We start from the raw sequence: 12,887 nt of genomic DNA, 5'->3' as shown, positions 1-12,887 counted from the left end.
TGGTAAAAACGTAGGGCGCACGCAGAAAGTTCCCCGCCTGTTCCCGGTGCATTTCGGGCGGTTGGGGTGAACTCCCTTGCGCGGACGGTAAGTCGACCGCCCGCGCGCCCTTCGCCCGCGCCGCGCGCCCCCCTGGGTCCTGCCGTTCGGGCCCGCCCTCATGTCCGCGCCGGCGATGCTCGCGATCACTCCTCCCCGTCTCCGTACAGCTCCGTGTACGACAGGAGCGTGCCGCCCGGCCCCGCGCTGCTCCGGGCCGCGCGGACCGCCTTCACGATGGCCCGCGCCAGGACGTCGGCGCCCGCCGCCAGGATCTCGTTGACGGCGACCGGATCCCCGGGCGGCACCGGCGCCTGCCCGGTGGCCAGCGTGAACACGGTGTCCCCGTCGGTCAGCAGGTGGACCGGGCGCACCGCGCGCGCCAGGCCGTCGTGGGCGGTGCCCGCCAGCTTCTGGGCCTGCGCCCGGGTCAGGTCCGCGTCCGTGGCGACGACCGCGATCGTCGTGTTGAACGGCGGAACCCCGCCCCCGGCCGCCTCCGCCGCTTCCCGCTCCCGCGCGAGACGCCGCTCCGCCGCCGCGTGGACCTCGGCCGGGGGGTACGCGGGCGGCTCCCCGGCCCCGTACTCCCCGAACAGCACGCCGGTCCGCGGATCGACCACCGAGCCCGCCGCGTTCACCGCGACGAGCGCGGCCACGGTGACTCCGGATCCGAGCCGGACGCTCGCCGTGCCGATGCCGCCCTTCAGCTGCCCGGCCACGGCTCCGGCGCCCGCGCCCACCCCGCCCTCGGCGACGGGCTCCCCGGGCCCCGTGGCGGCCGCGGCCTCCACCGCGGCGCGGCCGGTCGACGCGTCGGGGCGGGCCCGCCAGTCGCCGCCCCGGCCGAGGTCGAAGAGGGCGGCGGCCGGGACGACCGGCACCACCTGGGTGGGTCCGGCGCCTACCCGGACGCCCCGGCCCTGCTCCTCCAGCCACGCCATCACGCCGGACGCGGCGTCGAGCCCGTAGGCGCTGCCACCCGTGAGGACCACGGCGTCGACCCGCTGCACCAGGTTGCGCGGGTCCAGCGCGTCCGTCTCCCGCGTGCCCGGCCCTCCGCCCCGTACGTCCACGGCGGCCACCGCCCCGCCCTCAGGCGCCAGGACGACGGTCGTGCCGCTCAACGCGCCGACGCCGGTGACCTCGGCATGGCCGACCCGGATCCCCGCCACATCGGTCAGCGCGTCCAGCAGGGACGGGAGGTCGGGGGCCTTGTCCTGGCGGGTCATCGTGCGGCTCCTCCGGTCGGGCTCGCGGCCCGCGGGCGAGCACGGGCCGATGCGCCTCGAACGTACCGGCGCCCCGGGGCGGGACGCGAGCCTCGCCCGGCAGGGCGCGCGGACCAGACGCGAGCGGGGTGCGCGGACCCGGCCCGGGCAAGGCGACTCTGCGCGGACCGACCCGGTCCGGGCAAGACGACCCTTGCGACTGTCCGGGCGACCCGGTCACCCACTCACCCCCTAAAAGGGGTTCAATCCGCCCAAACGGTCCTACGGTGGCCGGGTGACCGAGCCCTCAGAAGCCACCGCAGCAGCCGAGCCCCCCGCCCCCGGAGGCCCTGCGGCCACGCCCCCCGCACCGACCGGCCCCCGGTCCGTCACCACCCGGGCCACGCTCGCCGGAGTGGCTGTCTCCGTCCTCCTGATCCTCGCGATCGTGCTCGGCAGCCGGATGCTCCGCAACTTCGACTCGGCCCTCCTCCCCTACGCCGTGGCCACGGTCTTCCTCGCCTTCGGCGTCGCCTACCGGTACACCGTCTGGATCTCCGCCCCTGGCGCCCGACGCCTCTTCAAACAGGGCTGGCGCAGCCTCTTCTCGTACGAGAACTTCCGCCGGGCCCCCACCGCCCTGCCGAAGATGATCGCCACCTATCTGGGCTTCCAGAAGTTCCTCGGGGCCCGCTCCCACGCCCGCTGGGCCGCCCATCAGCTGATCTTCTGGGGCTGCATCCTCGCCGCCCTGATCACCTTCCCGCTCACCTGGGGCTGGTTCACCTTCACCTCCGGCACCGGCTCGGGCCCCGGCTACGAGATGCGGATCTGGGGCTTCAAGATCCTCGGCTTCGACTCGCTCAACGTGCTCGGCTGGCTGATGTTCCACGGCCTGGACATCGCCGCCGTCCTCGTCATCCCCGGCGCCTCGTACTTCCTGTGGCGCCGGATGAAGGACCGCGGCGCCGTCACCGGCCAGCGCTTCGCCTACGACCTGGTGCCGCTGATCGCCCTCATCGTCATCTCCGTGACGGGCCTGCTGCTCACCTTCTCCTCGGTCTTCCTGCACGGCGGCGGCTACCAGTTCCTGGCGATCCTGCACATGGTCTCGGTGGTCTTCACCCTGATCTACATCCCGTTCGGCAAGTTCTTCCACATCGTCCAGCGCCCGGCCGCGGTCGGCATGCAGCTGTTCAAGTACACCGGCCGCAAGGACGACGAAGTGTTCGCCTGCCGCCGCTGCGAGGAACCCATCGACACCGGGCCCTACGTCGAGAACCTGCGCGGCACCATGCGCGACCTCCGCCTCGACTTCGACGCCTGGGCCGAATACTGCCCGCGCTGCAAGCGGGTGCTGCGCGGCAGCGCCTACCTCTCCCATGTCAAGAAGGGCTTCAATTGACATCCTCCCCCAGCTGAAGCCGGCGGATTCCTGGCTCAGGCTGCCTCTGGGAGCGGCGCTCCGGGAGGACTTCCACCATCAGCACCAGCCGGGTTGAGACCAGCCCGGACGAGCATCACGCGGGCGGAATTCTTGTCCCTGGGGGACACGGCTCCGCACGCAGTGCAGCGTAGGTTCGTTCGGAGAGGGGAAGTGCGTGCTTGGTTCTCGCACCGCACTGTGCGCAGTCCATCGTGGTGTGGGCCGGGTGCACGAGGTGCAGGGTACGGCCGTATTTGCGGGCCATCTCGGTCAGCGGGGTCTTGGTCGCGCTGACCGCGGCATCGGCGGCCTTGCGCGCCATCGTCGGCTTCACGAGGAACCGGGGGCGGAAGTCCTCGACGGCGAGTTGGTCGAAGTCACGCACGACCGCCCTGGCCCACTTGCGACCGGTGTCCTGGCGCTGTCGGGCGACCTTCTTGTGGACCTTGGCCGCCGCGCGGGCCGCCGCCCGGTAGCCCTTCGATGCGGCCTCTCCGCGCGCGGGCTTCCGTCTCGCCATTTGCTTCTGGTGCCGGGCAAGGCGAGCCGCGGCGTTTCTGCCGTGCTGGGCGTGCGGAAGGTCGTGGGCGTCGCTGGTGGTGGCGGCGGTCTCCTTGACGCCCCAGTCGATACCGATCGCCCGGCCCGTCGCGGGCAGCGGCTGGGTGGCCGTCCCCACGACGAACGAGGCGTACCAGTGGCCGGGGCTGTCGCGGTACACCCGGACAGAGGTGGGATCGGCGGGCAGGCTGCGGGACCACACCGCGGTCAAGGCGATGCCGCCGGCGAGGTGCAGGCGACCGTCCTTGAGGCGGAAGCCGCGCCGCGTGTAGTTCAGCGACGGCAACGCGTCGCGCTTGCGCTTGGTCCGGGGCATCCCGGCGCGTTGGCGCATCGGCAACTTGGCCTTGATGTCCTTCAAGGCTTTGGCGCGGGACTTGCCGAAGTCGCGGATGGTCTGTTGCTGCGGGACCGAGGAGCCTTCGCGCAGCCACCCCATGGAGGTGCGGGCCTCGGTCAGCATCTTGTCGAGCTGCGCCGGACCGCACGTCATCTTGCCGGCGGCGCCCTTGTTCAGATCGTGGATCTTGCGGGACATGGCCACGCATTCGTTCCACACCCACCGGCAGCGCGCCCATTCGGCGCCCAGGCCAGTGAGTGCGGTCGACGACACGCGAAGGCGATAGGTGAACCGGGCGTGCCCTGACTCCTCACCTGCCTGCCATCGTGTCGTCATGACACTACTTTACCACTATGATTGAGGTGTGAATCATGAAGAAACCCGTATCACGCTCCGCCTGCCCTCCGACCTGCATGCCTGGCTCACGGCACAGGCCAAGGCGAACCGGAGGTCACTCAACTCCGAAATCCTTCACCGCATCGAGGGTGACTACCGCGCCGTCGTGGAAGGCGACGAATCAGCCTGAGTGCGATTCGGCTACTCCTGCCCAGCTTTGCGGGAGTCCGATTCCTCCCCGGCCTGCAGGCCGAGGCACTCTCGGAGAGATCCGGTGACCGCGGAGCCGCGAGCTGCCGCCGACCGCCGCACCTTCATCCCCCTGGATCCCTCCCTCGCTCCTCCCGGCACCCGCGCCTTCCGCGACGCGGGCGGCATCCCGGCCGACCAGTGGCACGCCGACCAGAACGGCGAGACGCTGGTGCCCACCCACTGCTGCTTCTGCGGCGTCCAGTGCGGGATGTATCTGCGCGTGGACCGCGGCGGCAAGGTCTTCGGCGTCGAACCCCGCAACCACGACATCAACCGGATGCGGCTCTGCCCCAAGGGCATCAACGCCTACCAGCAGGTCAACCACCCCGACCGGCTCACCGCCCCGCTGATGCGCCGCTCCCGCGACGAGGAGTTCCGCGAGGTTTCCTGGGAGGAGGCGCTCGACTTCACCGTCTCCGAGGTCAAGCGCATCCAGCAGACGTACGGCAACGACGCCTTCGGGCTCCTCGGCGGGGCCAGCCTGTTCTCCGAGAAGACCTATCTGGTGGGCAAGTTCGCCCGGGTCGCCCTCAAGTCCCGGCACGTCGACTACAACGGCCGCCTCTGCATGGTCAGTGCCGCGGGCGCCAACAAACTGGCCTTCGGCATCGACCGGGCCGGCAACCCCTTCTCCGACATCCTCCTCACCGACTGCCTGCTCATCGCGGGCTCCAACGTCGGCGAGTGCTTCCCCGTGATGACCCAGTACGTCTGGGGAGCCCGGGACCGCGGGGCCAGCCTCATCGTCATCGACCCGCGCGAGACCGCCATCGCCCGGACCGCCGACATCCACGTGGCCCTCAAGCCCGGCACCGACTCCGCCTTCTTCACCTCCGTCCTGAACGTCGTCATCGAGGAAGGGCTCACCGACGAGAACTTCCTCGCCGACCACGCCACCGGCTGGGAGGAGCTCAAGGCCAAGGCCGCCGAATACCCGCCCTCCCGCGCCGCCGCGATCTGCGGCATCCCCGCGGGGCAGATCGTCCAGGTCGCCCGGGCCTTCGCCCGCGCCCCCAAGGCCATGGCCTGGCACGCCCGAGGCATCGAGCACCACTCGCAGGGCGTCGAGAACTGCCTCTCCGTGATCAACCTCTGCGCCGCCACCGGCCACATCGGCAAACCCGGCGCCGGCTACGGCACCCTCACCGGCCAGGGCAACGGACAGGGCGGCCGCGAGCACGGCCAGAAGTCCGACCTCCTCCCCGGCGGACGCTCCATCATGAACGAGGAGCACCGCCGCCAGATCTGCGAGATCTGGGGCATCGAGGAGTCCGAACTCCCGCCCGCCGGGACCTCCATGATGGAAATGGTCTGGCAGATGCAGCGCCGCGAGATCCGCGGCCTGATCGGCATCTGCAACAACCCCTTCGTCTCCCTGCCCAACTACCGGGTGGTCAAGGAGGGGTACGACACCACCGAGTTCCACGCGCAATTCGACTTCTTCCTCTCCGAGACCGCCGCCAACGCCCATGTCGTCTTCCCCGTCACCACCTGGGCCGAGGACGAAGGCGTGATGGCCAACGCGGAAGCCCGCGTGGTCAAGCACAACAAGGCCCAGGACCCGCCCCCCGGCGTCCGCACCGACACCTGGGTGATGTGCGAACTCGCCCGCCGACTCGGTGCGGGTGACAAGTTCGACTTCCCCGACTCCCGGTCGGTCTTCGACGAGCTGCGCGTTGCTTCCGCCGGCACCGTCAACGACTACTACGGCATCACCTACGAACGGCTGGAGGAGACCGGCGGCATCGCCTGGCCCTGCCCCACCACCGACCACCCCGGCACCCCGCGCCTCTTCGAGGACGGGAAGACCTACCACCCCGACGGCAAGATCCACCTCCAGGTCGTCGAGTGGCACCCGCCGATGGACCCGTACGACGACGAGCACCCCATGTCGCTCACCACCGGCCGCACCGTGGCCCACTTCCTCTCCGGCAACCAGACCCGCAGGCTCGGCGCCCTCGTCGAACAGACCCCGCGCCCCTGGGCCGAGATCCACCCCTCCCACGGCTTCCGTAACGGCGAACCCGTCCGCGTCGTCACCCGGCGCGGCAGCGAGGTCTTCCCCGCCCTGGTCACCGAGGCGATCCGCCCCGACACCGTGTTCGTCCCGTACCACTGGCCCGTCCCCACCGCGGCCAACGCCCTCACCATCGACGCCCTCGACCCCCGCTCCAAGATCCCCGAGTACAAGGTGTGCGCCTGCCGCATCGAGCACGCCGAGCGGATCGACGAGGTCCCCGCCCCGCCGGTCGCCCCCGGCCATGTCGCCTACCCGGAGACCCAGGTCTCCCGTACCGACCCGCTGCCTCCCACGGCCCCCCAGGGCCGTGGCACCTCGGAGAGGAGCTGAGGCCCCATGATGGGCAGAACGATCTTCATCGACCCGGGGCGCTGCATCGGCTGCCAGGCCTGTGTCTCCGCATGCCGCGAATGCGACTCGCACCGCGGCAAATCGATGATCCACCTCGACTACACCGACGAGGGCCAGTCCGTCGCCTCCCTTCCGACCGTCTGCATGCACTGCGAGGACCCAATCGCCCCGTGCGCCGAGGTCTGTCCCGCCGACGCGATCCTGGTGACCGCGGACGGTGTGGTGCAGCAGGCCGACACCACCCGCTGCATCGGCTGCTCCAACTGCGTCAACGCCTGCCCCTTCGGCGTACCGAAGATCGATCTCCAGGCGAAGCTGCAGATGAAGTGCAACCTCTGCTACGACCGCACCGCCTACGGCCTCGCCCCCATGTGCGCCACCGTCTGCCCGACCGGAGCGCTCTTCTACGGAACCGTCGAGGAGCTCCAGGCGGAGCGCCCCGGCGTCCAGGTCGCCGACACCTTCGTCTTCGGCGAGACCGAGGTCCGCACCGGCGTGGCCATGGTCGTCCCCGCCGAACGGGTCCAGTGGCCGGTCCCCGGCGGTCTTCCCGTCGTCGAGATCAACGGGAAGGACGTCCGCCGATGAGCGTCACCGACCAGCAGCCGGCCGGCGAGCACCCCGCCGGAGGAGACCCGCGCGAGGCGCTCCAGGACCGGATCGCCGCCGACTCCCTCACCACCCGGCGGGACTACCTCCGGATCGTCACCACCGTCTCCGGCGGACTCGCAGTCGGCGGCATCGGGGTGGCCGCGGGCATCCTCCACCGCCACGGCGACGGCGAGGAGGGCAAGGCCCCCGAGCCGAAGCGCATCGCCGGCCGGCTCCTGCCCGGCGAATCGATCGCCTTCCGCTACCCCGGCGAGGAGGACCGGGCCGTCGCCGTCCGTCTCGACGACGGCACTCTCGTCGGCTACTCCGCCGTCTGCACCCACCTCGCCTGCGCCGTGCTCTGGCGCAAGGACCGGGGCACGGAGGGCGAGCTGTACTGCCCGTGCCACGAGGGAGTCTTCGATGCCCGGTCCGGCGAGGTCACCGCCGGGCCGCCACCGCGTGGGCTGCCCAAGGTCGTGGTCATCGAGCAGGCCGACGGAAGCGTCTGGGCGGTGGGGACCACCCGTTCCGGCGAGAGCGTCGAGGAGGGCCTCTGCCGCCAGCTCGGCGGCGAGCGCCCCGAGCTGGCCGCCCGTATCGGCTGCCCGGGCGCCGACGGAGCCGAGGCCCCGCCCCGGGCCGCCGGGGCACGAGCCCGCAACCGGAGCACCGGTGCGACGTCCGCCGTCGCCGAGAACCCGGGCAGGCGGGCATGAGCGACACCCCGCACCCCGAGCAGCCGCTGCCGCCCCCGGGCAGCCACTACCCCACCTACCACCCCGGCAGCACCGACCCCGCGCTGAACCGGCCCGTCCACGAGCGGTATCCGCAGATCCGCCCCACCAGCGGATACGGCGATCCCCGCGTCCGGCACACCGGCCCCGGGCCCGGAGCGGGCACCGACCAGGACCCCGAGCGCTCCTCGAAACTGACCGCCCGGCTCGCCCTGGCCATGACCGTCGTCATCGGCCAGCTCTGGGGGCTGACGGTCCTGATCGACGAGTGGATGGAGGGCAATACCGGCACGGCCTGGTGGGGGGCCGGCTTCCTCTGCCTGTCGTTCCTCGTCGTGCTCGGCCTGTGGCTCGTCGACCCGAAGGACCGCTGACGCCCGCCGCCCGGCCCCACGGCGGCTCACCCCCCGTGGCGAGCCGCCGTACCCTGGAGACATGAGCGCCGCCCCCGCCCCCCGACCGCGTGATGCGAAGCAGCAGCAGCCACAGGAGCAGCCGCACCAGGAACCGAAGCCCAAGCCGGTTCTGATCTTCGACGATCCGCTGGACCGGCAGTCCGCGGACGATACGGACCAGGGGTGGGGCGAGCGGCCTCTCACGGGCGGCAGCGCCGCGGACCTCGCGCGCTTCCTGGACGAGAAGCCGCCCCACCACATCTGAGCGGTCGCCCGGAGGGCTACCGGCCCTCGCGCGGACCCGCGGCAGCCCCGCCGGTCCCGCCCGGGCCGTCGCCCGAGTCCGGCCCGGGGAAGCCGGGCCCGCCACCGTTGCGCTGGGCGACAAGGGCGTCGCGGATCTCCTTCAGCACCTCCAGCTCGCTCACCTCGATCGTCTCCTGCACGCCTTCCCTGGCGGCCTGCATCGCCGCCCGCCTGGCCAGGTACTTGGCCATCGGCAGCACCATCAGGAAGTACACGACGGCAGCGGTGATCAGGAAGCTGAGGGTGGCGCTGAGCACCGAGCCCCACAGGATCTCGATCCCGTCCATCTCCCCGGTTTTCGGGTCCGTGGTGCACGGGCCCTGGAGGCAGGAGCTGTAGTTGTCCAGGTCCTGGGTGCCGAACGCACCGACCAGGGGGTTGATGATGCCCTTGACGACCGCGTTCACGATGTTGGTGAAAGCGGCACCGATGACGACAGCCACCGCGAGGTCGATCACATTCCCGCGCATCAGGAAGGCCTTGAAGCCGTCCAGCAGACTGACCTTCTTCTCGCTCACAGGTGAGCCTTCCTTCGCATGGGCGGTGAGTGGAGCCATGTGCTCCGCCACCTAAGGCGGGAGAAGACGCTACTGTCCAATCCGCAGAGCCCCACGGGTCCGGTGGCAGGGCGTCAGTTCGCATCGGACACCGCCACGGCCAGCCGCCCCGAAGCGCCCGCGCCGAGCAGCGCCGTGGCGGTCGACCGCTCCACGGACAACACCACGAGAGCCCCGGCCCCCGCCCCCGCACTCGCACCGTCTGCCGCGTGGCCGCCGAGGTGTCCGGTCGTCTGCGGCACCTTCGCCACGCGCGCCCTGCGGGCGACCACGCGTGCGTCGCCGCCCGTATCGCCCACCGCGATCACATCGACCCGGTCTCCCGGCCGCAGCAGTCGTACCGTCTCCGGATCCGCGATCCGGACCGGTGCGGAGACCAGCCGTACCGGCGCCCGGCCCGACCCCGGCGGAGCGTCCGGCGGGCCGGCTACTCCGTCGGCGCTGCTCAGACCCGTGGTCGCCAGCGCCGCGCCCGCCAGCGCGAGCCCCGCGGCCGCCGCACGCCGCTGTCGGCGCACCATCCGCCGCAGCCGGGCCGCGCCACCGCCCCGCACCCGCAAGGGCCCGAACGGCCCTACCCCGCACGGCGCGGGCACCGGCGCGGGGCAGGGGGAGGGAGAGGAAGAAGTGGACATGGCACCACCTGGGATCAGTGCGGACGAGCGCAAGGAAATGCGCAAGGGAAAGGGGAGTCCGGACCGGTGTGACCGGCCGAACTCCCCTCACTTTCCCGCGTCCGAGCAGATCCCGCTGCGGCCTGTGGACAGTCCTCGAACTGTGGACAACTCCGTCACCCGATCGGTGAGTTCCGCCCCGCCCGAGCGGCAGCCATCCCCGCTACGGCAGCGCGATCCCCGTGTCGATCCCGTCCAGCGCATGGGCGCACGTGCAGGTGCGGCTCTCGCTCTTCGGCAGCCCGGCCACCGCGTCGAACAGCACCGAGCGCAGCCGGTCCACGTTGGCCGCGAACACCTGGAGTACCTCCTCGTGGGAGACGCCCTCGCCCGCCTCGGCCCCCGCGTCCAGGTCGGTCACCAGGGTCATCGTCGTGTAGCAGAGCCCCAGCTCACGGGCGAGGACCGCCTCGGGGTGCCCGGTCATGCCCACGACGGACCAGCCCATCGCCGCGTGCCAGCGCGACTCCGCGCGGGTCGAGAAGCGGGGCCCCTCGACCACCACCAGGGTGCCGCCGTCCACCGGCTCCCAGTCCCGTCCCCGGGCCGCCGCGAGCGCCGCCCTGCGCCCCTCGGGGCAGTACGGGTCGGCGAAGCCCAGGTGGACGACGTTCGGCACGGTCCCGTCGGCCCGGGTCTCACCGTCGTAGTAGGTCTGCACGCGGGCTTTGGTGCGGTCCACCAGCTGGTCGGGGACGAGCAGCGTGCCCGGCCCGAACTCCGGCCGCAGCCCGCCCACCGCGCACGGCCCGAGCACCTGCCGGACCCCGACGGAGCGCAGCGCCCACAGGTTGGCCCGGTAGTTGATGCGGTGCGGCGGCAGGTGGTGGCCGCGTCCGTGGCGGGGCAGGAAGGCCACCCGCCGGCCGCCGAGCTCGCCGAGGAAGACCGAGTCACTCGGCTTCCCGTAGGGGGTGTCCACGGCGACCTCGGTGACGTCCTCCAGGAAGGAGTAGAAGCCCGAGCCGCCGATGACGCCGATCTCCGCGGAACCCTCGGCCCCCGCCGTACCCGTACCCGTCTCCGTGCTCGTACCGGAGTTCGTTTCCGTATGTGCGTTCACCATGCGGTCACCGTATCCGCAGGGGTGTTGCCCGGGGGAAACGACCGGACCCCGCCGAGTGGTCTCGGCGGGGTCCGGTGAGAAAGCAGGTGGGGCGTACGCGGGCTCAGGCGGCCGAGGTACCGCTCGACGAGGCCGACGCGGAGGCCGACGACGAGGAGGAGGCGGACGAAGAGGACGACGACGATGCGCTCGTCTTCGTGTCCGAACCCGACGACGAGGACGACGCGGAGTCGGACGACTTCGAGGCCGTCGACGCCGGCGCGCTGCTCGACGAGGAGCCGCGGCTGTCGTTCCGGTAGAACCCGGAACCCTTGAAGACGATGCCGACCGCGGAGAACACCTTCTTGAGGCGTCCGTCGCAGCTCGGGCACACGGTCAGGGCATCATCGGTGAACTTCTGCACCGCCTCGAGGCCCTCGCCGCACTCGGTGCACTGGTACTGATAGGTCGGCACTTGCTCCTCCTGGCACTCTCACTCAGTGAGTGCTAACGACGCTCCATACTGACGTATTCCGCGGAATCAGTCCACCGTGACCGGCTCGCGGTGACCGATCCCACGTGCCACGGTGCGTCCCGGGGACCTCGGAGTCAGCCGCGAGCGCAGGGCCAGCAAGGTCATGAGGGCCAGCGCGGTTCCGGCCAGGGGCACCAGGAATCCGGTGCTCGCGCCGTGGGCGTCGGCGAGTTGCCCCGCCACGGTCACGGCCGCCGCCTGTCCGAGCGCCACCGCGCCCGTCAGCCAGGTGAAGGCCTCGGTACGGGCGGTGGCGGGCACCAGCGCCTCGACCAGGGTGTATCCGCTGATCAGCGCCGGGGCGATGCAGAGGCCGACCAGCAGGCCGAGCCCGGCCAGCAGCGGCACCGAGTGCACGGCCCACAGGCCCGACGCGGTCAGGGTCAGCGCCACGTACCCGACGATCAGCCGGCGGCGCGGGCTGCTCTTCCAGGCGATGGCGCCGCAGGCGATGCCTGCCAGCATGTTGCCCGCCGCGAAGATCCCGTAAAGGACGCCGTTGACGCCGGGGTGGCCGATCTCCTCGGAGAACGCGGTCAGTGAGACCTGCATCCCGCCGAAGACCGCGCCGATGCCCAGGAAGGTGACGGCCAGGACGCGCACGCCAGGAATGGAGAGCGCCGAGGCGTGCGGTTCGGCCTCGGTGGCCGCGTTGCGCGGGGCGGGCTGCGTCGCGCGCTGCGCCGCGAAGAGGAGGCCGCCGACCAGGGTCAGGGCGGCTTCCGTGATCAGTCCGGCTGCCGGGTGCACGCCGGTGCACAGCGCGGTGGCGATCACCGGACCCAGGACGAACGTGAACTCGTCCGTCACGGACTCGAACGCGGCCGCGGTGGACATCAGCGGGGAGGCGGGCCGCTCGGGGGTCGCCCCCAGCATCGCCGCCCAGCGGGCCCGCACCATGGGGCCGATCTGCGGGATCGAGGCACCGGTCGGCACGGCGGCGACGAACAGCGCCCACAGGGGCGCGTCCGTCAGCGCCAGTATGGTCAGGGCGCTCACGGAGACGGCGTGGAGGAGGACCCCGGGCAGCAGGACGGCGCGCTGGCCGAAGCGGTCGGCGAGCTTGCCGCTCTGCGGGGCGAACAGCGCCATGGAGACGCCGGAGACCGCCGCGACGGCGCCCGCGCTGCCGTACGAGCCGGTCGTGTGCTGCACGAGGAGGACGATGCCGATGGTGAGCATCGCGAAGGGCTGCCGTGCGGCGAAGCCGGGGAGGAGGAAGGTCCACGCACCGGGGGTGCGCAGCAGTTGCCCGTATCCGGGGCGGTCGGAGACCGTGGTCGCCACGGTCCTTGCCTTTCTGCCGCCTGGTGGCCCTGCTTCCCGGCGCCCTTGTGGGGCGGGCCGGACGGAAGCGGCCGAGAGCTGTCCTCTTCGCGCGGAACTGCGGTAGATGCCGGGCGACTCGCTGCAATCGGCGAAGAAACGCCGGGCGAAGAGACACCACGACCGCCATACGGTCGCGCCAGCTCTGCTTCAGACAGAGTTGGTCGATCAGGTTTGCCTTCATG

General features: G+C 71.6%; 13 protein-coding genes and 1 pseudogene. 7 read left to right on the top strand and 7 right to left on the bottom strand.

Annotated elements, in window-relative coordinates; translation table 11 throughout:
- Positions 1-185 precede the first annotated feature (185 nt).
- On the bottom strand, positions 186-1,271 hold the full coding sequence (locus tag ACFWM7_RS08300; RefSeq protein WP_383256590.1) for a P1 family peptidase: 1,086 nt from the start codon (positions 1,269-1,271) through the stop codon (positions 186-188).
- A 274-nt stretch (positions 1,272-1,545) separates the two neighbouring features.
- Between ACFWM7_RS08300 and ACFWM7_RS08295 the strand changes: the two genes are divergently transcribed.
- Positions 1,546-2,655, top strand: a complete 1,110-nt coding sequence (locus ACFWM7_RS08295) for an MFS transporter (protein ID WP_383256588.1) — start codon at positions 1,546-1,548, stop codon at positions 2,653-2,655.
- A gap of 35 nt (positions 2,656-2,690) precedes the next feature.
- Here ACFWM7_RS08295 and ACFWM7_RS08290 read toward each other — a convergent pair.
- Positions 2,691-3,913, bottom strand: a pseudogene (locus tag ACFWM7_RS08290) (RNA-guided endonuclease InsQ/TnpB family protein).
- 28 nt (positions 3,914-3,941) lie between these two features.
- Here ACFWM7_RS08290 and ACFWM7_RS08285 point away from each other — a divergent pair.
- The 6 genes from ACFWM7_RS08285 to ACFWM7_RS08260 all read left to right on the top strand — a co-directional run bounded on the left by ACFWM7_RS08285 (position 3,942) and on the right by ACFWM7_RS08260 (position 8,524).
- The gene (locus tag ACFWM7_RS08285) at positions 3,942-4,103 is read left to right on the top strand and encodes an Arc family DNA-binding protein (protein ID WP_383256585.1); all 162 of its coding nucleotides are present in this window, start codon (positions 3,942-3,944) and stop codon (positions 4,101-4,103) included.
- Positions 4,104-4,187: 84 nt separating this feature from the next.
- Entirely contained in the window at positions 4,188-6,515 is a 2,328-nt protein-coding gene (locus tag ACFWM7_RS08280; protein WP_383256582.1) for a molybdopterin oxidoreductase family protein, read from the top strand.
- Positions 6,516-6,521: 6 nt separating this feature from the next.
- A complete protein-coding gene (locus tag ACFWM7_RS08275; protein WP_383256576.1) occupies positions 6,522-7,124 on the top strand; it encodes a 4Fe-4S dicluster domain-containing protein in 603 nt (200 codons plus the stop codon).
- Positions 7,121-7,846 (top strand): Rieske (2Fe-2S) protein, encoded by a 726-nt coding sequence (locus tag ACFWM7_RS08270; protein ID WP_383256573.1) that lies wholly within the window; start codon positions 7,121-7,123, stop codon positions 7,844-7,846. Before ACFWM7_RS08275 ends, ACFWM7_RS08270 begins: the two co-directional genes overlap by 4 nt.
- Positions 7,843-8,238, top strand: a complete 396-nt coding sequence (locus ACFWM7_RS08265) for a hypothetical protein (protein WP_383256571.1) — start codon at positions 7,843-7,845, stop codon at positions 8,236-8,238. Before ACFWM7_RS08270 ends, ACFWM7_RS08265 begins: the two co-directional genes overlap by 4 nt.
- Before the next feature lie 61 nt (positions 8,239-8,299).
- Entirely contained in the window at positions 8,300-8,524 is a 225-nt protein-coding gene (locus ACFWM7_RS08260; protein WP_356565225.1) for a hypothetical protein, read from the top strand.
- A gap of 16 nt (positions 8,525-8,540) precedes the next feature.
- Here ACFWM7_RS08260 and mscL read toward each other — a convergent pair whose 3' ends face one another.
- The 5 genes from mscL to ACFWM7_RS08235 form a co-directional block, all read right to left on the bottom strand.
- Positions 8,541-9,083 (bottom strand): large conductance mechanosensitive channel protein MscL, encoded by a 543-nt coding sequence (mscL, locus tag ACFWM7_RS08255; RefSeq protein ID WP_383256568.1) that lies wholly within the window; start codon positions 9,081-9,083, stop codon positions 8,541-8,543.
- A 113-nt stretch (positions 9,084-9,196) separates the two neighbouring features.
- Entirely contained in the window at positions 9,197-9,757 is a 561-nt protein-coding gene (locus ACFWM7_RS08250) for a hypothetical protein (protein ID WP_383256564.1), read from the bottom strand.
- Positions 9,758-9,959: 202 nt separating this feature from the next.
- Complete coding sequence (locus tag ACFWM7_RS08245; RefSeq protein ID WP_383256561.1) at positions 9,960-10,862, bottom strand: S-methyl-5'-thioadenosine phosphorylase; 903 nt, start codon at positions 10,860-10,862, stop codon at positions 9,960-9,962.
- A gap of 103 nt (positions 10,863-10,965) precedes the next feature.
- A complete protein-coding gene (locus ACFWM7_RS08240; protein ID WP_383256555.1) occupies positions 10,966-11,316 on the bottom strand; it encodes an FmdB family zinc ribbon protein in 351 nt (116 codons plus the stop codon).
- Positions 11,317-11,382: 66 nt separating this feature from the next.
- The gene (locus ACFWM7_RS08235) at positions 11,383-12,663 is read right to left on the bottom strand and encodes an MFS transporter (protein ID WP_383256552.1); all 1,281 of its coding nucleotides are present in this window, start codon (positions 12,661-12,663) and stop codon (positions 11,383-11,385) included.
- Between the last annotated feature and the right edge of the window lie 224 nt (positions 12,664-12,887).

Origin of the sequence: Streptomyces sp. NPDC058375, from assembly GCF_042723425.1 — a bacterium.
In the GTDB taxonomy this organism is placed as follows: Bacteria; Actinomycetota; Actinomycetes; order Streptomycetales; family Streptomycetaceae; genus Streptomyces; species Streptomyces durocortorensis.
The sequence above is the reverse complement of the archived record's forward strand: the minus strand, read 5'-3'. Positions and strand labels throughout refer to the sequence as shown.